Source organism: Streptomyces sp. PTY087I2 (genome assembly GCF_001687325.1).
Lineage (GTDB): Bacteria > Actinomycetota > Actinomycetes > Streptomycetales > Streptomycetaceae > Streptomyces.
Genome location: NZ_LZRD01000025.1, coordinates 16387 through 39151 on the forward strand (window position 1 = coordinate 16387; position 22765 = coordinate 39151).

The window sequence follows — 22765 nt, forward strand, 5'->3', positions numbered from 1 at the left end:
TTCCCCGCCCGGGGATAATCCCCGCCATGCGCGCCGGACGCCTCATCTCCCTCCTTCTGCTCCTCCAGAACCGGGGCCGTATGACGGCCCACGAACTGGCCGCGGAGCTGGAGGTGTCGGTCCGGACCGTCTACCGCGATGTCGAGGCCCTCGGCGCGGCGGGCATCCCGCTGTACGGGGACGCCGGGCACGGCGGCGGCTACCGCCTCCTCGACGGCTACCGCACCCGTCTGACCGGGCTGACCACCGACGAGGCGCAGGCCGTCTTCCTCGCCGGGCTCCCCGGCCCCGCCGCCGAACTCGGCCTCGGCGAGATGCTCGCCGGGGCCCAGCTCAAGCTGCGGGCCGCCCTCCCCGACGGGCTACGGGAGCAGGCGGTACGCGTCCAGGAGCGGTTCCACCTCGACGCACCCGGCTGGTACGGGAACGCCGACGAGACGCCCCACTTGACCGCCGTCGCCGACGCCGTCTGGGACCGGTACGCGATACGGGTCCGCTACCGGCGATGGAAGAGCCCCACGGAGGTCGAACGCCGCCTGGAACCGTACGGGTTGGTCCTCAAGGCGGGACGCTGGTATCTGGTCGCGGCCTCGGGCGGCGGCTCCCCGCGTACGTACCGCGTCGACCAGATCCTCGAACTCCGCGCCCTGGGCGAACCGTTCGAGCCGCCCGCCGCCTTCGACCTGGCCGCTCACTGGCGCGAGCACCTCGCCAGCTTTCCCGCCCGGCTGCACACCGGCGAGGCCGTCGTACGTCTGTCGCCGCGCGGCGTCGCCCGGGTCCGCGAGCGGCTGGGGCAGATGGCGGAGAGGGCCGTCGCGGAGAGCGGGGTGACCGAGGCGGACGGCTGGACGCGGGCGACCGTACCCATCGAGTCGCTCGACCACGCCCACGCGGAGTTCCTGAAACTCGCCGCCGACCTGGAGGTCGTCGAACCCCCCGAACTACGCGACCGCCTGACCACCACCGCCCGCGAACTGGCCGCCCTTTACGGCGAGGGCCCGTCCTGACGCCCGCGCCGTCAAGCGCGGGGCCCTCTCCGTCTGACCCGGAGGTCGGGCGGCGAGGGCCCGGCCCGCCTCACTCCCCCACGTACTCCGCCAGGTGTTCGCCCGTCAGGGTCGAGCGGGCCGCTACCAGGTCGGCGGGGGTGCCCTCGAAGACGATCTTGCCGCCGTCGTGGCCCGCGCCGGGGCCGAGGTCGATGATCCAGTCGGCGTGGGCCATGACCGCCTGGTGGTGCTCGATGACGATCACCGACTTTCCGGAGTCGACCAGGCGGTCCAGCAGGCCGAGCAGCTGCTCCACGTCCACCAGGTGCAGGCCGGTGGTCGGCTCGTCGAGGACGTACACGCCGCCCTTGTCGGCCATGTGCGTCGCCAGCTTCAGGCGTTGGCGTTCGCCGCCGGACAGGGTGGTGAGCGGCTGGCCGAGGCTGAGGTAGCCGAGGCCGACGTCCGCCAGGCGGTCGAGGATCTTGTGTGCGGCGGGGAGGGGCGCCTCGCCGGAGGAGCCGAAGAACTCCTCGGCCTCGGTGACCGACATGGCGAGGACCTCGCTGATGTCGCGGCCGCCGAGGTGGTAGTCCAGGACCGAGGCCTGGAACCGCTTGCCCTCGCAGTCCTCGCAGGGGCTGGAGACGCTGGCCATCATGCCGAGGTCGGTGAAGATGACGCCCGCGCCGTTGCACGTGGGGCAGGCGCCCTCGGAGTTGGCGCTGAACAGGGCGGGCTTCACGCCGTTGGCCTTGGCGAAGGCCTTGCGGATCGGCTCCAGCAGGCCCGTGTACGTCGCCGGGTTGCTGCGGCGGGAACCCTTGATGGGGCTCTGGTCGACCGAGATGACGTTCTCGCCCGCCGGGATCGAGCCGTGGACGAGCGAGCTCTTTCCGGAGCCGGCGACGCCCGTGATGACGGTGAGGACGCCGAGCGGGATGTCGACGTCGACGCCCTGGAGGTTGTGCGCCGTCGCGCCCCGGATCTCCAGCGCGCCGGCGGGCTTGCGCACCTCGTCCTTGAGGACGGCCCGGTCGTCGAGGTGGCGGCCGGTGACGGTGTCGGAGGCGCGGAGGCCTTCCAGGGTGCCCTCGAAGCAGACGGTGCCGCCCGCCGTACCGGCCCCGGGGCCGAGGTCGACCACATGGTCCGCGATCGCGATGGCCTCCGGCTTGTGCTCGACGACCAGGACCGTGTTGCCCTTGTCGCGCAGGCGCAGCAGCAGGTCGTTCATGCGCTGGATGTCGTGCGGGTGGAGGCCGATGGTCGGCTCGTCGAAGACGTACGTGACGTCGGTGAGCGAGGAGCCGAGGTGGCGGATCATCTTGACGCGCTGGGCCTCGCCGCCGGAGAGGGTGCCGGAGGGGCGGTCCAGGGCGAGGTAGCCGAGGCCGATCTCCACGAAGGAGTCCAGGGTCTGCTGGAGGGCTTCGAGGAGCGGGGCGACCGAGGGTTCGTCCAGACCGCGGACCCATTCCGCGAGGTCCCGGATCTCCATCGAGCAGGCGTCGGCGATGGAGATCTTCTTGATCTTCGAGGAGCGGGCGCCCTCGGTGAGCCGCGTGCCCTCGCACTCGGGGCAGGTGGCGAAGGTGACCGCGCGGTCGACGAACTCCCGGATGTGGGGCTGCATCGCCTCGCGGTCCTTGGACAGGAACGACTTCTGGATCTTGGGGATCAGCCCTTCGAAGGTGAGGGTGGAACCCTCGACCTTCACCTTGGTCGGCTCCTTGTAGAGGAAGTCCTGCATCTCCCGCTTGGTGAACTTGGCGATCGGCTTGTTCGGGTCGAGGAAGCCGGACTCGGCGTAGATCCGGACGGTCCACCAGCTGTCCGACTTCCAGCCGGGGATGGTGAACGCGCCCTCGGCGATCGACTTGGAGTCGTCGTAGAGCTGGGTGAGGTCGATGTCGGAGACCGTGCCCCGGCCCTCGCAGCGCGGGCACATGCCGCCGGTACGGCTGAAGGTCGCTTTGACGGCCTTCTTGTTGCCGCGCTCGACGGTGATCGCGCCGCTGGCGGTCACCGAGGGGACGTTGAAGGCGAACGCCCCGGGCGGGCCGATGTGCGGCTTGCCGAGCCGGCTGAAGAGGATGCGGAGCATGGCGTTGGCATCGGTGGCGGTGCCGACGGTGGAACGGGGGTCGCTGCCCATGCGCTGCTGGTCGACGATGATCGCGGTCGTCAGCCCGTCGAGCACGTCGACGTCGGGGCGCGCCTGGGTGGGCATGAAGCCCTGGACGAACGCGGGGTAGGTCTCGTTGATCAGCCGCTGGGACTCGGCGGCGATGGTGGCGAAGACCAGCGAGCTCTTGCCCGAGCCGGAGACCCCGGTGAACACCGTCAGCCGACGCTTCGGCAGCTCGATGCTGACGTCCTTCAGGTTGTTCTCCCGCGCACCGTGCACGCGGATCAGATCGTGGCTGTCGGCAGCGTGCGGCGCGGGCGGCTGCTGGGTCTTCGTTCGCGGAGCCATGCTCGTCGTCTCTCCATAACTGGGCAACCGGCCGTTGCTGGTGCGCGGAGCCTGCTGTCCGTGCGTGGGGGCCGGGGCCCGAATGCCGGGCTCCGGCCCCGGAGGGCGGGTGCGGGGACGGGTGCTACTTCTTGGCCTGGGTGATGCGCAGCATGTTGCCGGACGGGTCGCGGAAGGCGCAGTCGCGGACGCCGTACGGCTGGTCGATCGGCTCCTGGAGGACCTCGCCCCCCGCGGCGCGGACCTTTTCGAACGCCGCGTCGACGTCGTCGGAGGTGAGGATGACGCCGCGCAGCATGCCCTTGGCGAGCAGCTCGGCCATGGTCTGCCGGTCGGCGGCCGGGGCGTTCGGGTCGGCGAGCGGGGGCTCCAGGACGATCTCCACGTCCGGCTGCGCGGGGGACCCGACGGTCACCCAGCGCATGCCTTCGAATCCGACATCGTTGCGCACCTCCATTCCCAGGGCGTCGCGGTAGAAGGCGAGCGCCTTGTCGTGGTCGTCGACGGCGATGAAGCACTGCGAGAGCTTGATGTCCATGGATTTCACGCTACGGGCGGGGCCTCCGATCCGCTTCTCCATTCCTGACCGGTCGGGTGAGCATCTTGGCGACGCACGCGGGGATGGTCTCGCCGGCTTCGTGGGGGCGGGCCCGGTAGGCGCTGGGGCTCTCCCCGACCAGCTCCGTGAAGCGGGAGCTGAACGAGCCGAGCGACGTACAGCCGACGGCGAAGCAGACGTCCGTGACCGACAGGTCGCCCCGGCGCAGCAGCGCCTTGGCCCGCTCGATGCGGCGGGTCATGAGATAGCTGTACGGGGTCTCGCCGAAGGCGGCGCGGAAGCTGCGGGAGAAGTGGCCCGCCGACATCAGGGCGTCGCGGGCCAGCGAAGGGACGTCGAGCGGTTCGGCGTACTCGCGGTCCATCCGGTCACGGGCCCGCCGCAGCCGGGCCAGGTCCTCCAGCCTCACGTCCTCACCTGCCTCTCCTCACCCTCCCACGGCCGCCGAAGCCCGGCCCGCCGCCCGAAGCCCGGCCGCCCGCCGCCCGGCCGCCCGTCGCTCGAAGCCCGGCCCGCCGCCCGGAAGCGGGTCGCCGAACCCGGTCACCACTCGCGCTCCGCGATCAGCTCCTCCGGGTCCGCGTCCGCGAAGCCGTACGCCGTCGCGATCGTCCAGAAGGCCTCGCCTATCTCCTCGCGGGCCACCGTCTCGATCTCGCTGCCCGCCGCCTCGAACTCCGCCTCCAGGTCGTTGAAGGCCTCGGTCGCCACCGCGGTCAGCGCGTACAGCGCGGTGAGGTCTGCGGGGCGCTCCGCCTCGATCCGCTCGCACAGGGCACGCAGGATCGCCGTGCCCTTGTCCAGGACGTGGTCGGGGAAGTATTCGTCCTCGTACAGCAGGGACAGGAAGGTGTGGCCCGCCAGCTGCTCGTTCGTGATGGTCATGGTGATCCCCCGTGCGTTCCGTCGGCCGCGTCCGTCGCCGTTGTTCCGATACTCCCCCATGCCACTGACAATCGGGCCGTCCCTTGGCCTCCGCCGGCCTCCGCCGGGTCCGTCGCGTGCCGAGCATCACCCTGGACAGCGACCGCAACCGGCGGGTAACTTCGAAGGGAGTCTGAGCAAGCGCTTAGCCACGTTCCGCGAGTTTCCGCGAATCGACTGCCGACCTAGGAGGCATTCCGTGCGCCGTACGGTATTCAACGAGGACCACGAGGCGTTCCGGGAGACCATCCGCGCCTTCATCGCGGCCGAGGTCGTGCCGGTCTACGACGAGTGGTTCGCCGCGGGCCAGGCGCCGCGCGACTTCTACCTCAAGCTGGGCGAGCTGGGCATCTTCGGCATCGAGGTCGACGAGGAGTACGGCGGCGCGGGCATCGACTCGCACAAGTACGAGGCCGTCATCTACGAGGAGACCGCCCGCGCCGGTGTCTCCTTCGGCGGTTCCGGGGTGCACACGCTGCTCGGCCTCCCCTACATCAAGATGCTCGCCACCGACGAGCAGAAGAAGCGCTGGCTGCCGAAGTTCGCGACCGGCGAGGAGATGTGGGCCCTCGCGATGACCGAGCCGGGCACCGGCTCCGACGTGGCGGGCATGAAGACCACCGCGAAGCTCTCCGAGGACGGCACGCACTACGTCCTCAACGGTGCGAAGACCTTCATCACCGGTGGCGTCCACGCCGACCGCGTCATCGTCTGCGCCCGTACCGCCGCCCCGCGCGAGGACGACCGCCGCTTCGGCATCTCCCTCTTCGCCGTCGACACGAAGTCCGAGGGCTACTCGGTCGGCCGCAAGCTCGACAAGCTGGGTCTGCGCGTCTCCGACACCGCCGAGCTGGCGTTCGTCGACGTCAAGGTCCCGGTCGAGGACCTCATGGGCGAGGAGAACAAGGGCTTCGGCTACCTCGGCACCAACCTGGCCTCCGAGCGCTGGGGCATCGCCTTCGGCGCGTACGCCCAGGCCGCGGCGGCCGTCCGGTTCGCCAAGGAGTACGTCCAGGACCGCACGGTCTTCGGCAAGACCGTCGCCTCGTTCCAGAACACCAAGTTCGAGCTGGCCGCCTGCCAGGCCGAGGTGGACGCGGCCCAGGCCGTCGCCGACCGCGCGCTGGAGGCCCTGGACGCCGGTGAGCTGACGGCGGCCGAGGCGGCCTCCGCGAAGCTGTTCTGCACCGAGGTCGCGCACCGCGTCATCGACCGCTGCCTCCAGCTGCACGGCGGCTACGGCTTCATGAACGAGTACCCGATCGCCCGCCTGTACGCGGACAACCGCGTCAACCGCATCTACGGCGGCACCAGCGAGGTCATGAAGTCGATCATCGCCAAGTCCATGGGCCTGTAAGGGATTACCTTTCCCCCATGAACGAGAGTCCCGATCCCCTGCTCGATCTGCTCCACCTGCTCGACCTGGAGCAGATCGAGCGGGACATCTTCCGGGGCGAGAGCCGCAGCGCGCTCGTGCCCCGGGTGTTCGGCGGCCAGGTCGCGGCCCAGGCGCTCGTCGCCGCGGGCCGCACCGTCCCCGCCGACCGGGGAGCCCACTCCCTGCACTCGTACTTCCTGCGGGCCGGCGATCCGGGCGCGCCCATCGTCTACACCGTCGACCGCATCCGCGACGGGAAGTCGTTCACCACCCGCCGCGTCGTCGCCGTCCAGCACGGGCAGCCGATCTTCCACCTCTCCGCGTCCTTCCAGACGTACGAGGAGGGCATGGAGCACCAGGCCCCCATGCCCGCCGCCCCGGATCCGGAGACCCTGCCGACGGCCGCCGAGCTGCTGCCCCGGTACGCGGACCGCTTCAGCGATCCCGGTGTCGTGGACCGGCTGATCGAGGCGCGGCAGGCGGTGGACCTGCGGTACGTGGACGAGCCGCCGTTCGGCACGGTGGGCGAGCCGCGCGAACCCCGCTCCCAGGTGTGGTTCCGGACGAACGGCAAGCTCGCCGACGACCCGCTGCTGCACGTCTGCATGGCGACGTACGTCTCCGACATGACCCTGCTCGACTCGGTGCTCCTCGCCCACGGGCGGGGCGGCTGGGCGGTCGGGGACGTGGTCGGGGCCAGCCTGGACCACGCGATGTGGTTCCACCGGCCGTTCCGGGCGGACGAGTGGCTGCTGTACGACCAGGAGTCGCCCTCGGCCTCCGGTGGCCGGGGACTGGGCCAGGCCCGTATCTACACCGCCGACGGAAGCCTCGCGATCACCGTCATCCAGGAAGGCGTGGTCCGCATCCCGCGAGGATGAACGGTCTCTGAAACATCCCGCGAGGATGAACGGTCTCTCAAGCGTCCCGCGAGGATGAACGGCTCCTGAAGCCGCGATTCCGACATACTCCCCACCATGAGCGACGCGCAAGCGAGCAGGGAACCCGATGGTGGGGAGTCCACCTTCACCGTGATCGTGGCGGCCCTCGCCAACCTCGGCATCGCCGTGGCCAAGGCCGTCGCCGGTCTGATCAGCGGCTCCAGCGCGATGCTCTCCGAGGCGGCCCACTCGGTCGCCGACACCGTCACCGAGGTCATGCTCCTCACCGCCCTCAAGCGGAGCGAGAAGCCGGCCGACGAGGACCATCCCCTCGGTTACGGCCCCGAGCGCTACATCTGGGCGATGCTCGCCTCCATCGCCACCTTCGTCGGCGGGGCCGTCTTCTCGATCTACGACGGGGTGCACACCCTCGTCGAGGGCGAGGAGCTGGGCGATCCGCTCATCTCCTACATCGTCCTGGCCGTCGCCTTCCTGCTGGAGGGCTACTCGCTGCGCACCGGGGTCAAGCAGGTGCGGCGCGAGGCGTCCCGGCTGCGGGTGCCGGACACGTACTACCTGCGGCACACCCCCGACACGGCCGTGAAGGCCGTCGTGATGGAGGACTCGGCGGCGCTGATCGGGCTGCTGCTGGCGGCGTGCGGTCTGCTGGGCGGGCAGCTCTCCGGCTCGGGCGTCTGGGACGGGGTCGCGTCCTGCCTGATCGGCCTGCTGCTCGTGTACGTCGCCTGGGTGCTCGGCCGGTCCAACGCCCAGCTGCTCATCGGGCGGCCACTGCCTCCAGCGGTACGGTCCGGGGTGCGCGAGGAGCTGCTGTCGGTGCCGCACATCGTGGAGGTCCTGGAGCTGACCACGCTGATCCAGGGGCCGGACGAGATCCTGATCGCCGCGAAGATCGACTTCCGGGACATGGCCACCGCCGCGGAGGTCGAGTGGGCCTGCGAGGAGGCGGAGGCCCAGTTGCGCGAGCGGTTCCCGTCGGTCCGGCGGGTGTATCTGGACCCGACACCGGGGCGGGCGCAGCGGCTGCGGCGCGGCAGTTCCTGAGGCCAGGGCGTGCCAGGCGCCGCGGACCCGGTCAAGATCCGCCGGACACCCCCTACGACGTCAGCTCCGCCACCGTCTTCGCGATCCGTCGCTCCCGGGTCTCCTGCGCCTTCGCGCCCTCGATCGACGTGACGTGCGCCTTCTGGCGGCTGGGTGAGAGCGCGGCGAACGCCTCCGCCGCCCCGGGGACCGCCGCCAGTGCCGCCGCCAGGTCCTCGGGCGGCTCGACCGTGCGGGGCGCGGTGTCGAGGGTCAGCTCCACCTCGATGGCGTCGCCGCCGCCGATGCCGGTCTCCTTGCGTTTGTCGGAGCTGAACGGGATGAGGTACTGGCCGCCCATCGGGGCGATCGTCGAGCGGTACGCGTAACCGTTCACGGTCACGTTCACCGGTGGGCGCTTGCCCGCGCCGAGGGCTTCGACCACGGACTCCGGCACCTCGATGCCGGTGTTGTTCCCGGTCTGGAACATCGTCGTGCTGAACTTCATGGCCCGCGCCCTTCGTCTCCGTCGGCGTCTCCGCCGGCGTTCCCGTCGGCTGTTGTCAGTGCAGACGCCCGCCGCGCCGGAAACTCATCGCCGACGCCCTATTCGGCGGGCTCCTCCTCCAGCAGCCCCGCCGCGTGCAGCAGGTAGTCCGTCATCGGGTCGTAGAAGCGCGGGTCGGTGACATGGTCGTCGAGCGGGACCGTGACCTGGAGGGTGCCCTCCGACTCGCCGAGGAAGAGGGCCGGGTCGTTGCAGTCGGCGTAACCGATCGCGTCCAGGCCCCGCTGCCCCGCGCAGCCCGCCCAGCCGTGGTCGGCGACGACCAGGTCGGGCAGCGGGCGGCCCAGGTGGGCCATGGCGTCCAGGATGGCGGCCATCGGGGCCGGGGAGTGGGTGTGCCAGAGGGTGGCCCCGCGCTCCAGCATCGCGACATCGGCGAACTGGACGACCAGCCCCTCGTCCGCGATCAGCCCCGACGGGATGCGCACGATCTCGCAGCCCGCCCGGCGCAGCGCGTCCGCCGTCTGCCGGTGGACGTCCAGCAGGCCGCCGGGGTGCCCGGTGGCGAACAGGACCCGCTCGCGGCCGTCGGCGGCCTTGCGCAGGCGGGCCGCCATCCGCTCCAGGCCGTCGACCGTCAGCTCCGGGTCGATGGTGTCCTGCCCCTGCCGGTGCGCGGGGTCGTCGTTCACCCCGCAGCGCTCGGCCATCACGGCCAGCACGTCCTGCTCGTCGGTCCAGCGGTCGCCGAGCTCCAGGCCGAGCCAGTAGTGGCGGTCGCCGTTGGCGAGCTTGCGGTAGTGGGAGAGGTTGTTGTCGCGTGGCGTGGCGACGTCCCCCGCGATACGCGTACGGACGAGGTGGTCGACGAGGGCGGCGCGGCTGGGTATCGGCATGGACCCATTGTGCCGTCCCGTGTGCGGCGTGTGCCCGGTGTCCTGATCTACGGACAGCACGGATCCCGCGGACGGCCGGGCGGACGGTCGGCCCTCCGCCCGGTGGACGGTCGGCCCTCCGCCCGGCGGACGGCTGGCCCTTCGGCCCGGTGGCCACTCCGCCGTACGGCCCGCACGCGCCCCCGTAACTCTTCCGGGACTGTTCACCCTCGCGTGACCTGGCTCTTCCTTCGCCGGGCGGGCGCCGGGCTCGAATGGAACCACCCAGAGGTCTGGACCAATCGAGTCACGCCAAACCGGTGTCCGATTCTCTTCGTCGCCACACTCTCGGCCAAGTGGTCTATACCTTTGACGCTAGGCTGGCCTCCGGGAACGAGCACAGATAAACGGGCACATTCGCAGCCGTGGGGGGCTTTATGACCGTGCATCACCTTCCGCAACCTCCGTCCGACGACGAGCTGTACTGGTACTTCGGGCCGCAACGCCGGTGGGTGCTGGTGAGCAGTTCGCTGGCCTTCGTCTTCACGGCGGCGACGATGTTCGCCTTCGCGTTACGGACCCCGGCGCTCTGGGCGTTCCTCGCGGTCCTCGGGCTCAATGTGGTGGCCCTGCTGCTGTCGTCGATGAACAGCCTGCGGCAGCGCCGGCTGACCCGGGCCTCGCACGAGGTGCTGGTCCGCGCCTGGCGGCCGGCCGCGCTGCCCGCCGTCGACCTCTACCTGCCGACCTGCGGCGAACCCCTCCCCGTCCTCGCCAACGCCTACCGCGCGGTCGCCGCCCTCGACTGGCCCGACGCGCTCACCGTCTGGGTGCTGGACGACGCCGACCGGGCCGAGGTGGCGGCCCTGGCGGCCGAGCACGGTTACCGGTACGTCGTACGGCCCGACCGGGGGCACCTGAAGAAAGCGGGGAACCTCAACCACGCCCTCACGCTCTCCGGCGCCGAGTTCATCGCGATCCTGGACGCGGACTTCGCGCCCCGGCCGGACTTCCTGCGCCACCTGGTCCCCTACTTCGCGGACCCCGCCGTCGGCATCGTGCAGAGCCCGCAGTGCTTCGACACCGACGCGGGCATGGACTGGATCCAGCGCGCCGCCGGGGCCGCGCAGGAGTGGTTCTTCCGCTGGATCCAGCCCTCCCGGGACGCCGCCGACGCCGCGATCTGCTGCGGCTCCAACGCCGTCTACCGGCGCTCCGCGATCGACCTGGCGGGTGGCTTCGCCCGGCTCGACCACAGCGAGGACCTGTACACCGGACTCGCCCTGCACGAGCGGGGGTTCCGCACCCAGTACGTCCCCGTCCTGGTCGCCAAGGGCACCTCGCCGGACACCGTCACCTCGTTCGTCAACCAGCAGTACCGGTGGGCGATGGGCAATCTGCACCTCCTCGGCACCCCGGTCCTGAAGCGGATGGGCGCGCCCTGGCGGATGCGGCTGTGCTTCTACGAGGGCGTCGTCGGCTACCTGACCACGGCCGTGAACACCTTCGCCGCACCGCTGCCGCCGCTGGTCATGATGTTCTGGTACCCGGACCACGTCCGGCCCTGGCACGTCCTGCCGCTGCTCGCGCCGCTGTGGCTGTGGCATGTGCTGCTGCCCCGGATCAGCCGGACCCGGTGGCGGGTGGAGGTGATCCGCGCGGGCGTCCTCACCAGCGTGGCCGCCGCCACCGCGTTCTGGCACACGCTGCGGGGCCGCAGTGCCGCGTGGGTGCCCACGGGGGTGCGGAGCAGCGGTAGTTCGGGCTCGATGGCCCGCCGGGTCGTGGGCGTCTCGCTGGTCTGGCTGGTCCTGTCCAACGGGGCCGCCGCCGGGGGCCTCGCGCTGACCGTAGCCCGTAACGGCTGGGGACCCAGCTGGGGTCTCGGCCTCTATCTTCTGGTCCAGCTGCACATCAACGCCCCTTTGATCCGGGAGCTTTCGGCCGAACTGCGCCGGGGCGGGTGGACACGGGCCGGGGCCTTGGCCGGGGTTGGGGCTGGGGCTGGGGCCGGGGCCGGGGCTGGGGCCGGAGCCGGAGCCGCTGCCGGGACCGGGACCTTCGCCGAGGTCGGGGCCGGGACCGGGGCTGGGGCTGGGGCCTTGGCCGAAGCCGGGACCAGAACCGAGGCCGGCACCCTCGCCGAGGTCGGGGCCGGGACCGGGACTGGGGCTGGGGCTGGGGCTGGGGCCTTGGCCGAAGCCGGGACCAGAACCGAGGCCGGCGCCCTCGCCGAGGTCGGGGCCGAGGCCGGGACCTTCGCCGGTGCCGGGACTGGGGCCGGGGCCGGCACCCTCGCCGGGGCCGGCACCCTCGCCGAAGTCGGGGCCGGGGCCTTCGCCGAAGTCGGGTCCGGGGCCGGGACCTTCGCCGGGGCCGCGCCCCTGGCCCGGGCCTGGGCCCGGTCATGGGCCAGGGACCGGCTCGGCGGTCTCCGTTCGCGGAACCGGGCCGGTTCGCGTGTGCTGCTCCCCCGCCGCTGGCCCGAAGCCCTCGCCGCTTCCGCCGTCCTCCTGCTCACCGGCCTGCTCGCCTCGGGGTGGGTCGATCCGATGCTGCCATGGCTGAGTTGAGCCGTCCCGAAAGGCGCCACCCGATGCCCTTCCTCCTCGCACCCGGCCACCGCCGAAAGCGGTATGCCTCCGCGCCCACGACTCGCAACCGCCCCGGCGGTGAGTCCGGGCCCAGCCCGCACCGGGCCGCGTTCCGGCCCGACATCGAGGGGCTGCGCGCGGTCGCCGTCCTCGCGGTGCTCGCCTTCCACGCCCAGATACCGGGCGCGGCGGGCGGCTTCGTCGGCGTGGACGTCTTCTTCGTCATCTCCGGCTATCTGATCACCGGGCTGCTGGTCCGGGAGGCGATCACCACCGGCCGGATCCGGCTCGGCGACTTCTTCTCCCGGCGGGCCCGCCGGCTGCTGCCCTCCGCCGCCGTCGTCCTCGCGGCGGTCGCGGTCGCCGGGGCGTGGCTGACCGTACCGCTGCTCCGCGCCGACCTGGAGCACGACGTCCTCGCCGCCGCGCTGTCCGTCGCCAACTGGCGGTTCGTCTCGCAGCAGACCGACTATCTGGCCGCCGGGCACGACCAGAGTCCGCTGCTGCACTTCTGGTCGCTCGCCGTCGAGGAGCAGTTCTATCTGGTCTGGGCCCCGCTGCTGGCGGTGATCGTGCTGACCGCCGCCCGTGCGGTCCGCCGGGGCCGGGCCGTGCGCGCGGTCGTGGCGCTGGTCACCGCCGCCGCGGCCGTCGCCTCGTTCGCGCTGTCCCTGCACTGGACGCGGGACTCCGTCTCGCTCGCGTACCTCGGAACGCCGTCGCGCGTCTGGCAGTTCGCGGTCGGTGCGCTGCTGGCGCTGCTGCCCTGGCATCTGCTGCGCGGGCCGCGGCCGCTGCGGCTGGTGTGCGGGTGGGCGGGGGCCGCGGCGATCGTCTGGTGTGTCGTGTCGTACGACGCGTCGACCCCGTACCCCGGATACGCGGCGCTCGTCCCGACGCTCGGCACGGCCGCGGTGATCCTGGCGGCGATACCGGGGCGGGGCGAGCGGGACGTCCAAGGGGCTTACGGGGTCGGCCGGTTGCTCGCCGGAAGGGCGCCCCGGGCCGTCGGGCGGCTCTCCTACACGCTCTATCTGTGGCACTGGCCGGTGCTCGTGCTCGCCGAGGCCCGGCTCGGGGCGCTCGGCTGGCCCGCGAAGACGGCGCTGACGCTGGCGGCGGTGCTGCCCGCCTTCGCCACGATGCGCTGGGTCGAGCAGCCGCTGCGCCGCAGCCGTACGGTCTCCGAACTCCCGCGCCGGGGACTGGCGGTGGGGATCTCCGCCGTGATCCTGCCGGTCGTGCTCGCGCTGGTCGTCGGCGCCACGACGCTGCGTCTGCTGGGCCCGGCCACCCCGGTCGACGTCGGGAGCCTCCCGCCGGGTGCGGCCGCCGGGCCGTCCCTGCTGGCCCGCTCCGACGGCTCCGCGCTCGCGGCCGGGCCCGTGGTGCCGGGTCCGGCCCAGGCCCGCGAGGACTTCCCGCCGGACGGGGGCTGCCAGGTGCCCCCGCCGGTGACGAGCAGCCCGCCGTGCCTGTTCGGGGCGGTGGACAGCCCGGACCGTGTGGTGCTGCTCGGCGACTCGCACGCCGGCCAGTGGTTCTCCCCGCTGCTCGCCCTGGCCTCCCGGCGCGGCTGGGCGCTCCAGGAGCTGGTCAAGCAGGGCTGCCCGCTGCCGGAACTTACCGTGAAGAGCCCCCAGTTGGGCCGCGTCTACCGGGAGTGCGACACCTGGCGGGACGACGCCCTGGACCGCCTGCGTACGGGGCCGAGCCCCCGGCTCATCGTGATCGCCTCGCTCAACCGGTACACCGCCGACCCCGAACTCCTCACCGCCGCCTGGGAGAAGACGCTGAAGCGGCTCCGGGCGACCGGCGCGCCGATCGTGTACGTCGAAGGCACCCCCGTACCGGGGACGGACATCCCGGCGTGTGTCTCCGGCGCTCCGGACGAGACGGCGGCCTGCGCGTTCGACCGGGCCCAGGCGCTTCCCGCCGATCCGCTGGCGCGGCGGATCGCGGCGGGCGCGGTGCCGGGCGTACGGTCCGTCAGCGTGAACCCGGTGCTGTGCCCGGGCGACGGCCCGACGTGCCCCGCCGTACGGGACCGGATCCTGCTCTACCGGGACGACGCCCACCTCACGAACGTGGCGACGGTCGTCCTGGCCCCGAGGCTGGAGCGGCTGCTGACGGAGTCGGGCGCGCTGCCGGTCAGCGCGACCGCCGCCCCCGCCCGGCCGCACAGGACCGCCCCGTAACCGGTGAAGACGAGCGCCAACACCAGTGGCTGCGTCAGACAGGCCCACGACGAGGATCCGGCGCAGCCGGGCCGCCCGGTCCGCGGTGCCGGAGACACCGGTGCCCAGGCGCCGGGCGACGGGCGTCAAGCGACGGGCGACGGGCCGCGGGCCGCGGGCCGCCTACGACACCACGGTGAGGACCGTCACCACGGACACCGCGGCGATCGCCGCCTGGAGGTCGCGGATCGCCTCGCGGACGCTGACGCCCGCCCAGTGGCCCTCGGCGATCTCGGCCATGCGCGGGGCGACCTGCTTCTTCGGCAGGCCGGGGAAGGTCTGTCGGTGCATGCCCGTGGCGTGCAGCAGGGCGACGAGGGCACTGGTGCGGGCGTCCGGCTCGGCGCCCGCCAGCACCACGGCGGCCAGCCGGGCGCGCAGCTCGCGTTCGACGGTTCCGTCGGCTTCCGGGTAGCGGCGGACGGGGAAGACGCCGAGGGCCCGGTGCGTCTCCTCGGTCACCAGGCCGCGGGCGCAGAGGCTGTCCACGACGTCCTGCGAGCCCTTGGCGTGGTCCCGGGTCAGCCAGGCGGTCACCTTACGGGTGCTGGAGGCCCCGTGGACCCAGCGCGTGAGCCGGTCGAGGCGGCCGTCCAGCAGGGCGTCGCCGGTCGGGGTGGGGTCGAAGACCTCGACGCGGCCGCCCTTGACCGTGACGCGCCCCGCCATGACCAGTTCCAGGAGCATGCCGGCCGCCACGCCCCAGCGGGCGGCGGTCTCCCCCTTCGCCGCGCCGGTCTCGTCGTCCAGCGACAGCAGCATGATCTCTTCGCCCAGTGAGACGGTCATGGTGCGGCTCCCCGATTCGTAGCGTGGCGACCGATTCGCAGCCCGTTGACCGGTCGTCCGGTCGTAGCGTGTTGACCGGAGAGACGCACGTACCCCGTCCCGGGTTGCCCGGAACCCGGGGTGGCCCGGGCGGAACCCAGGGCGGCCCGGACAGGGAAACCGCCGCTCAGGAAGGTTCCGCCGCGGCGAAGGCGCCCCGGGCCAGCCGGTGCAGCAGGGCGGCGGTCGCCGCGCGGCCGGGCAGGGCGTCGGGGCGGGCCAGGTGCGGGGTGGAGTTCAGCAGGCCGAAGACGGCGTGCACGGTGACGCGGGCCCGGTTCTCGGCCAGCGACGGGTAGAGGGCGCGTACGACGCCGACCCAGACCTCGACGTACTCCCGCTGGAGGCGGCGCACCCGCTTGCGGTCCGTGTCGCGCAGCCGGTCCAGCTCCCGGTCGTGGAGGGTGATCAGGGGGCGGTCGTCGAGGGCGAAGTCGATATGGCCCTCGATGAGCGCGTCCAGGAGGGCCTCCGGGGAGCCGTCGCCCCGGGCCTCGTCCTCCGCCACCCGCAGACGGCCGCCTTCGAGGAGCCGCTCACTGATGCCCACCAGCAGCTCGGCGAGCATCGCGTCCTTCCCTGGGAAGTGGCGGTAGAGGCCAGGGCCGCTGATGCCGACGGCGGCGCCTATCTCGTCGACGCCGACACCGTGGAAGCCGCGCTCGGCGAAGAGGCGGGCGGCCTCCCGGAGGATCTGCTCGCGGCGGGTGGGGGCCGCGACGCGGGCGGCGGCATGGGTGCTCATGAGGATTCATTCTAGACAGGGTCGTTAGCGGTCGTTAACCTGAGGGAAACGCGTTAACGCTCATTAACGGAGCGCAGATGATCGCGGTACGGGCAAGGGGGCTCGACACGATGCAGCAGGCACCGGTCCTGGCGAGCGCGGCCGATCCCGCCTCGGAGGCCTGGCAGGCCAACGAGGCGGCGCATCGCGCGCTCTCCGACGACCTGGCGGAACGCCTCGCCACGGCACGGCTGGGCGGGGGTGAGAAGGCACGGGCCCGCCACGAGGCGCGCGGCAAGCTGCTCCCCCGGGACCGGGTGGACACCCTGCTCGACCCGGGTTCGCCGTTCCTGGAGCTGGCCCCGCTGGCGGCGAACGGGATGTACGGGGACCAGGCGCCCGCCGCGGGCGTCATCGCGGGCATCGGGCGGGTCTCCGGCCGGGAGTGCGTGATCGTCGCCAATGACGCGACGGTCAAGGGCGGCACGTACTACCCGATGACCGTGAAGAAGCATCTGCGCGCCCAGGAAGTGGCGCTGGAGAACCGTCTCCCCTGCCTGTATCTGGTCGACTCGGGCGGCGCGTTCCTGCCGATGCAGGACGAGGTCTTCCCCGACCGGGACCACTTCGGGCGGATCTTCTACAACCAGGCGCGAATGTCGGGGGCGGGCATCCCGCAGATCGCGGCGGTGCTGGGCTCCTGCACGGCGGGCGGGGCGTACGTCCCGGCGATGAGCGACGAGGCCGTCATCGTGCGCAACCAGGGCACGATCTTCCTCGGCGGCCCGCCGCTCGTGAAGGCCGCCACCGGTGAGGTGGTCACGGCCGAGGAGCTGGGCGGCGGCGAGGTCCACTCCCGTACGTCAGGGGTCACCGACCATCTCGCGGAGGACGACGCGCACGCGCTGCGGATCGTCCGCAACATCGTCGCGACCCTCCCGGACCGGGCCCCGCTCCCCTGGTCGGTCGAGCCGGCCGAGGAGCCGAAGGTGGACCCGGCGGGGCTGTACGGGGCCGTGCCCGTGGACTCCCGCACCCCCTACGACGTACGCGAAGTGATCGCCCGGGTCGTGGACGGCTCCCGCTTCCAGGAGTTCAAGGCCGAGTACGGCCAGACGCTGATCACCGGCTTCGCCCGGATCCACGGCCACCCGGTCGGGATCGTCGCGAACAACGGCATCCTGTTCTCCGAGTCGGCCCAGAAGGGCGCGCACTTCATCGAGCTGTGCGACCAGCGCGGCATCCCGCTCGTCTTCCTCCAGAACATCTCCGGCTTCATGGTCGGCCGGGACTACGAGGCGGGCGGCATCGCCAAGCACGGCGCGAAGATGGTCACGGCGGTGGCCTGCACGCGAGTGCCGAAGCTGACGGTCGTCGTCGGCGGTTCGTACGGCGCGGGCAACTACTCCATGTGCGGCCGGGCCTACAGCCCCCGCTTCCTGTGGATGTGGCCGAACGCCAAGATCTCGGTCATGGGCGGCGAGCAGGCCGCCTCCGTCCTGGCCACCGTCAAGCGCGACCAGCTGGGCGACGACTGGAGCGCCGAGGACGAAGAAACGTTCAAGGCCCCGATCCGCGCCCAGTACGAGACCCAGGGCAACGCGTACTACGCCAGCGCCCGGCTCTGGGACGACGGGGTGATCGACCCCGTGGACACCCGGCAGGTGCTGGGCCTCGCCCTGACCGCCTGCGCCAACGCCCCGCTGCCCCAGAAGGACCCGGCCGGGCCCGGCTTCGGCGTCTTCCGGATGTGAGGAACAGATGACGACGATGTTCGACACCGTGCTGGTCGCCAACCGCGGCGAGATCGCGGTCCGGGTGATCCGGACCCTGCGGGAGCAGGGCGTGCGCTCGGTCGCGGTCTTCAGCGACGCGGACGCGGACGCCCGGCATGTCCGGGAGGCGGACACGGCGGTACGGATCGGCCCGCCGCCCGCCGCCGAGAGCTATCTGAACGTGCCGGCGCTGCTCGATGCGGCCCGCCGCACGGGCGCGCAGGCGGTCCACCCGGGGTACGGATTCCTGGCGGAGAACGCGGAGTTCGCGCAGGCGTGCGCGGACGCGGGGCTGGTCTTCATCGGCCCGCCCGCCGCCGCGATCGCGCTCATGGGCGACAAGATCCGGGCCAAGGAGACGGTAGCGGCGTACGGGGTCCCGGTGGTCCCGGGCTCGTCCGGTAGCGGCTTGACCGACGCCGAACTGGAGGAGGCGGCACGGGAGATCGGCACCCCGGTCCTGCTGAAGCCCTCGGCGGGCGGCGGCGGCAAGGGCATGCGCCTGGTCCGGGACGCGGCGGTGCTGGGCGAGGAGATCGCGGCGGCGCGACGGGAGGCACGGGCCTCGTTCGGCGACGACACGCTGCTCGTGGAGCGGTGGATCGACCGCCCGCGCCACATCGAGATCCAGGTGCTGGCCGACGCCCACGGCAATGTGGTGCACCTGGGCGAGCGCGAGTGCTCGCTCCAGCGCCGCCACCAGAAGATCATCGAGGAGGCGCCGTCCGTCCTGCTCGACGAGGAGACCCGGGCGGCGATGGGCGAGGCGGCGGTCCAGGCGGCGCGCAGCTGCGGCTATGTCGGGGCGGGGACGGTGGAGTTCATCGTCCCGGGCAACGACCCGTCCTCGTACTACTTCATGGAGATGAACACCCGCCTCCAGGTCGAGCACCCGGTGACCGAGCTGATCACCGGACTGGACCTGGTGGAGTGGCAGCTGCGGGTGGCGGCGGGCGAGCAACTCCCGTACGCACAGGAGGACATCACCCTGACCGGCTGGGCGATCGAGGCGAGGGTCTGCGCCGAGGACCCGTCCCGTGGCTTCCTGCCCTCCGGCGGTACGGTGCTGGCGCTGAGCGAGCCGCAGGGCGGCGGGGTGCGGACGGACTCGGGGCTCAGCGAGGGCGTACCGGTGGGCAGCCTGTACGACCCGATGCTGTCGAAGGTCATCGCGTACGGCCCCGACCGCGCGACGGCCCTGCGCAAGCTGCGGGCCGCCCTGGCGGACACGGTGATCCTGGGCGTCCCGACCAACGCGGGCTTCCTGCGCCGCCTGCTGGCGCACCCGGACGTGGTCGCGGGGAACCTGGACACGGGGTTGGTGGAGCGCGAGGCGGAGGGCCTGGTGCCGGAGGGTGTCCCGGACGAGGTGTACGCGGCGGGGGCGGCGGTCCGCCTCGACGCGCTGGCTCCCCGGCCGGACGCGGACGGCTGGACGGACCCGTTCTCGGTGCCGAGCGGGTGGCGGACGGGGGGTGTGCGGGCGCCGCTGGTGTTCCCGCTGCGAGTAGCGGGACGTGAACCCGTCGCTCAGGGCTCCCCGGCGTCCGCGACGGTCACAGCCGACCGCGTCACGGTCGAACTGGACGGTATGGCCCACCACTTCCACCGCTCCGGCGACTGGCTCGGCCGGGACGGCGACACCTGGCACGTGCAGGACCACGACCCGGTGGAGGCGTCCCTGAGCGGGGCGGGCCGGAGCGGGGCGGACACGCTGGCGGCCCCGATGCCGGGCACGGTCACGGTGGTGAAGGTGGCCGTCGGGGACGAGGTCGAGGCGGGTCAGAGCCTGCTCGTGGTGGAGGCGATGAAGATGGAGCACGTGATCTCCGCGCCGCACGCGGGGACGGTGACGGAGCTGGACGTCACGGCGGGCGCGACAGTGGCGATGGACCAGGTCCTGGCGGTCGTGGTCCCGACGTCGGCGGACGGGGAGGACGCATGAGCGCACAAGGACTCCCCATGAAGGTGCCGGCCCCCGGCCTCCCGACCCGGGTCCGGATCCACGAGGTAGGAGCGCGTGACGGCCTCCAGAACGAGAAGCAGACCGTCCCGACCGAGGTGAAGGCGGAGTTCATCCGCCGCCTGGCGGTGGCCGGCCTGACGACGATCGAGGCGACGAGCTTCGTGCACCCGAAGTGGGTGCCCCAACTGGCGGACGCGGAGAAGCTGTTCCCGCTCCTCGGCGATATCGCCGACGTAGGGGACGTATCCCTCCCCGTCCTGGTCCCGAACGAACGGGGCCTGGACCGGGCGCTGGCGCTCGGGGCGCGGTCGATCGCGGTGTTCGGCTCGGCGACGGAGACGTTCGCGGCGCGCAATCTGAACCGTACGGTCGACGAGTCGCTGGCGATGTTCGAGCCGGTGGTGGCCCGCGCGAAGGCGGAGGGCGTGCAGGTGCGCGGGTACTTGTCGATGTGCTTCGGCGACCCGTGGGAGGGCGCGGTCCCGGTCGCCCAGGTGGTGAGGGTGGCCAGGACCCTGCTGGACCTGGGCTGCGACGAGCTGTCGCTGGGCGACACGATCGGGGTGGCGACGCCGGGCCACGTGACGGCGCTGCTGACCGCGCTGAACGAGGCCGGAGTCCCGACCTCGTCGATCGGCGTGCACTTCCACGACACGTACGGCCAGGCGCTGTCGAACACGCTGGCGGCGCTTCAGCACGGTGTGACGACGGTGGACGCGTCGGCGGGCGGCCTGGGCGGCTGCCCGTACGCGAAGAGCGCCACGGGGAACCTCGCCACCGAGGACCTGGTCTGGATGCTCGACGGCCTGGGCATCGAGACGGGCGTCGACCTGGCCGAACTGGCCGCCACCAGCGCTTGGTTCGCAACGCTCCTGGGCCGGCCGAGCCCATCCCGCACGGTCCGAGCCCTGCCCCCTCCCCCTTCTTCCGCCTCCCACAAGGAGTGAGTGACCCCATGTCCCTGGACCACCGGCTGACCGCCGAACACGAGGAACTGCGCCGTACGGTCGAGGAGTTCGCGCACGATGTGATCGCGCCGAAGATCGGCGACTTCTACGAGCGCCATGAATTCCCGTACGAGATCGTGCGCGAGATGGGCCGGATGGGCCTGTTCGGGCTGCCGTTCCCGGAGGAGTACGGGGGGATGGGCGGCGACTACCTGGCGCTCGGGATCGCCCTGGAGGAGCTGGCCCGGGTCGACTCCTCGGTGGCGATCACGCTGGAGGCCGGGGTCTCGCTGGGCGCGATGCCGCTCCATCTCTTCGGCACGGAGGAGCAGAAGCGGCAGTGGCTGCCGAAGCTGTGCGCGGGCGAGGCGCTGGGCGCGTTCGGCCTGACCGAGCCGGACGGCGGCTCGGACGCGGGCGGCACGCGGACGACGGCGGTGCTGGACGAGGCGACGAACGAGTGGGTGATCAACGGCTCGAAGTGCTTCATCACCAACTCGGGTACGGACATCACGAAGTTGGTGACGGTCACGGCGGTCACGGGCCGCAAGAAGGACGGCCGCCCCCTGATCTCCGCGATCATCGTCCCCTCGGGCACCCCCGGCTTCACGGTCGCGGCCCCGTACTCCAAGGTCGGCTGGAACGCCTCGGACACCCGCGAGCTGTCCTTCACGGACGTCCGCGTCCCGGCGGCGAACCTCCTGGGCGAACAGGGCCGGGGCTACGCCCAGTTCCTGCGCATCCTGGACGAGGGCCGCATCGCGATCTCGGCACTGGCGACGGGCCTGGCGCAGGGCTGCGTGGACGAGTCGGTGAAATACGCGGCGGAGCGCCACGCCTTCGGCAAGCCGATCGGCGCGAACCAGGCCATACAGTTCAAGATCGCCGACATGGAGATGCGCGCGCACATGGCCCGCATCGGCTGGCGCGACGCGGCCTCCCGCCTGGTCGCGGGCGAACCGTTCAAGAAGGAGGCGGCGATCGCGAAGCTGTACTCGTCCACGGTCGCGGTGGACAACGCCCGCGACGCGACACAGATCCACGGCGGCTACGGCTTCATGAACGAGTACCCGGTGGCGCGGATGTGGCGCGACTCGAAGATCCTGGAGATCGGCGAGGGAACGAGCGAGGTCCAGCGGATGCTGATCGCCCGGGAGCTGGGCCTGCCGGGCTGAGCCGGAGGCCGCCGCACTGACTGCTGCCGCCCCGCCCGCCGTGGATCACTCTGCGGCGGGCGGGGCGGACGTGTGGGCGGGCACTGCTCTCTGCCACCCTTGCCCTGGTCGTCCGGCACGGCCGTGCCGGACTCGGCAAGCGCGAAAGGCGAGGCAGCATGATCTCCGCTCGGTCCTGGTCGGACGCCCGGCAGGTGTGGGATCACCACCTCATGCACCACACCCCGCGCCCCTGCTCGGTCATCGTCGGGCTGGGCAGCCACGACCTGGGGGTGGCCGACGCGGCGGCGGGGTTCTATCTGCGCGGGCTGGCACCCGTCATCGTGTTCACCGGCTCGACCAGCCCCACCACCCGCGACCGGATGCCGCGCGGCGAGGCCGTGCACTACCGGGAGCGGGCCGTCGAGCTGGGCGTGCCGGAGACCGCCGTGCTGGTCGAGCCGAAGGCACGTAACACCGGTGAGAACATCCGCTTCTCGCGTGCCCTCCTCGAGGAGGCCGGGGTGGACGTGGAATCCGTCCTGCTGGTCAGCAAGCCGTACGAGGAGCGGCGCGCGTACGCCACGGCGCGCAAGCTGTGGCCGGGGGTCGACGTCGTGAGCGCGTCGAGCCCGATGACGTTCGAGGAGTACGCGGCCTCGATCGGGGACGACCGGATGGTGATCGACATGCTGGTCGGGGCCCTGCAACGGCTGCTCGTCTACCCGGCCCAGGGCTTCATGATCGAGCAGCCTGTGCCGGAGGAGGTTGTGGCCGCGTACGAGCGGCTGGTTGGGGCCGGGTTCACGCGTCGGCTGATCGCATAGGCCGTGGTAGCACCTGGTCCGGCTGTGCATCATGCTGATGCCCCTATGTAGAGATGGGGAATTTAGGTGCCCC

The 22765-nt window shown here is 72.1% G+C and carries 18 protein-coding genes and 1 pseudogene; 11 read left to right on the forward strand and 8 right to left on the reverse strand.

Translation table 11 applies throughout. From position 1 onward, the window contains the following. Positions 1-26: 26 nt before the first annotated feature. Positions 27-1010 (forward strand): YafY family protein, encoded by a 984-nt coding sequence (locus tag A3Q37_RS26390; protein ID WP_065488122.1) that lies wholly within the window; start codon positions 27-29, stop codon positions 1008-1010. Between the two features lie 70 nt (positions 1011-1080). Here the strand turns inward: A3Q37_RS26390 and A3Q37_RS26395 are convergent, their stop codons facing one another. The 4 genes from A3Q37_RS26395 to A3Q37_RS26410 all read right to left on the reverse strand — a co-directional run bounded on the left by A3Q37_RS26395 (position 1081) and on the right by A3Q37_RS26410 (position 4915). Further along, entirely contained in the window at positions 1081-3471 is a 2391-nt protein-coding gene (locus tag A3Q37_RS26395) for an excinuclease ABC subunit UvrA (protein ID WP_065488123.1), read from the reverse strand. A 124-nt stretch (positions 3472-3595) separates the two neighbouring features. Next, positions 3596-4009: a VOC family protein gene (locus A3Q37_RS26400; protein WP_010062862.1), complete on the reverse strand. Its 414-nt coding sequence runs from the start codon at positions 4007-4009 to the stop codon at positions 3596-3598. A gap of 10 nt (positions 4010-4019) precedes the next feature. Beyond that, positions 4020-4439: a helix-turn-helix transcriptional regulator gene (locus A3Q37_RS26405; RefSeq protein ID WP_065488124.1), complete on the reverse strand. Its 420-nt coding sequence runs from the start codon at positions 4437-4439 to the stop codon at positions 4020-4022. A gap of 134 nt (positions 4440-4573) precedes the next feature. Beyond that, positions 4574-4915, reverse strand: coding sequence for a DUF5713 family protein (locus A3Q37_RS26410; protein WP_065488201.1), 342 nt, complete (start codon positions 4913-4915; stop codon positions 4574-4576). 238 nt (positions 4916-5153) lie between these two features. On the opposite strand from A3Q37_RS26410, the gene A3Q37_RS26415 reads away from it, so the two are divergent. The 3 genes from A3Q37_RS26415 to A3Q37_RS26425 all read left to right on the forward strand — a co-directional run bounded on the left by A3Q37_RS26415 (position 5154) and on the right by A3Q37_RS26425 (position 8278). Beyond that, positions 5154-6311 carry an acyl-CoA dehydrogenase family protein gene (locus tag A3Q37_RS26415; RefSeq protein WP_065488125.1) on the forward strand — a complete coding sequence of 386 codons (1158 nt, stop codon included), beginning with the start codon at positions 5154-5156 and terminating at the stop codon, positions 6309-6311. Between the two features lie 17 nt (positions 6312-6328). Further along, a complete protein-coding gene (locus tag A3Q37_RS26420; protein ID WP_065488126.1) occupies positions 6329-7213 on the forward strand; it encodes an acyl-CoA thioesterase II in 885 nt (294 codons plus the stop codon). Between the two features lie 96 nt (positions 7214-7309). Beyond that, on the forward strand, positions 7310-8278 hold the full coding sequence (locus tag A3Q37_RS26425) for a cation diffusion facilitator family transporter (protein ID WP_065488127.1): 969 nt from the start codon (positions 7310-7312) through the stop codon (positions 8276-8278). 52 nt (positions 8279-8330) lie between these two features. Here A3Q37_RS26425 and A3Q37_RS26430 read toward each other — a convergent pair whose 3' ends face one another. Beyond that, on the reverse strand, positions 8331-8765 hold the full coding sequence (locus tag A3Q37_RS26430; protein ID WP_065488128.1) for a YdeI/OmpD-associated family protein: 435 nt from the start codon (positions 8763-8765) through the stop codon (positions 8331-8333). A 98-nt stretch (positions 8766-8863) separates the two neighbouring features. Then, positions 8864-9661, reverse strand: coding sequence for a phosphatase (locus A3Q37_RS26435; RefSeq protein ID WP_065488129.1), 798 nt, complete (start codon positions 9659-9661; stop codon positions 8864-8866). A gap of 416 nt (positions 9662-10077) precedes the next feature. Between A3Q37_RS26435 and A3Q37_RS26440 the strand changes: the two are divergent. After that, a pseudogene (locus tag A3Q37_RS26440) lies at positions 10078-11595 on the forward strand (glycosyltransferase family 2 protein); the annotation flags it as partial. A 641-nt stretch (positions 11596-12236) separates the two neighbouring features. Next, on the forward strand, positions 12237-14432 hold the full coding sequence (locus tag A3Q37_RS26445) for an acyltransferase family protein (RefSeq protein WP_065488130.1): 2196 nt from the start codon (positions 12237-12239) through the stop codon (positions 14430-14432). Between the two features lie 162 nt (positions 14433-14594). Here A3Q37_RS26445 and A3Q37_RS26450 read toward each other — a convergent pair whose 3' ends face one another. Together A3Q37_RS26450 and A3Q37_RS26455 are read right to left on the reverse strand one after the other, a co-directional pair. Beyond that, on the reverse strand, positions 14595-15260 hold the full coding sequence (locus tag A3Q37_RS26450; protein ID WP_065488131.1) for a GPP34 family phosphoprotein: 666 nt from the start codon (positions 15258-15260) through the stop codon (positions 14595-14597). A 166-nt stretch (positions 15261-15426) separates the two neighbouring features. Further along, positions 15427-16044: a TetR/AcrR family transcriptional regulator gene (locus tag A3Q37_RS26455; RefSeq protein WP_030708508.1), complete on the reverse strand. Its 618-nt coding sequence runs from the start codon at positions 16042-16044 to the stop codon at positions 15427-15429. A gap of 110 nt (positions 16045-16154) precedes the next feature. Here A3Q37_RS26455 and A3Q37_RS26460 point away from each other — a divergent pair, with 110 nt between their 5' ends. The 5 genes from A3Q37_RS26460 to A3Q37_RS26480 all read left to right on the forward strand — a co-directional run bounded on the left by A3Q37_RS26460 (position 16155) and on the right by A3Q37_RS26480 (position 22692). Further along, a complete protein-coding gene (locus tag A3Q37_RS26460) occupies positions 16155-17777 on the forward strand; it encodes a carboxyl transferase domain-containing protein (protein WP_032774824.1) in 1623 nt (540 codons plus the stop codon). 7 nt (positions 17778-17784) lie between these two features. Beyond that, positions 17785-19743, forward strand: coding sequence for an acetyl/propionyl/methylcrotonyl-CoA carboxylase subunit alpha (locus A3Q37_RS26465; protein WP_065488132.1), 1959 nt, complete (start codon positions 17785-17787; stop codon positions 19741-19743). Continuing rightward, positions 19740-20711 (forward strand): hydroxymethylglutaryl-CoA lyase, encoded by a 972-nt coding sequence (locus A3Q37_RS26470; protein WP_176711515.1) that lies wholly within the window; start codon positions 19740-19742, stop codon positions 20709-20711. The genes A3Q37_RS26465 and A3Q37_RS26470 overlap by 4 nt, the downstream gene beginning before the upstream one ends. An 8-nt stretch (positions 20712-20719) precedes the next feature. Then, positions 20720-21886: an acyl-CoA dehydrogenase family protein gene (locus A3Q37_RS26475; RefSeq protein ID WP_065488134.1), complete on the forward strand. Its 1167-nt coding sequence runs from the start codon at positions 20720-20722 to the stop codon at positions 21884-21886. A 158-nt stretch (positions 21887-22044) separates the two neighbouring features. After that, positions 22045-22692, forward strand: a complete 648-nt coding sequence (locus tag A3Q37_RS26480) for a YdcF family protein (protein ID WP_065488135.1) — start codon at positions 22045-22047, stop codon at positions 22690-22692. Positions 22693-22765: the final 73 nt, after the last annotated feature.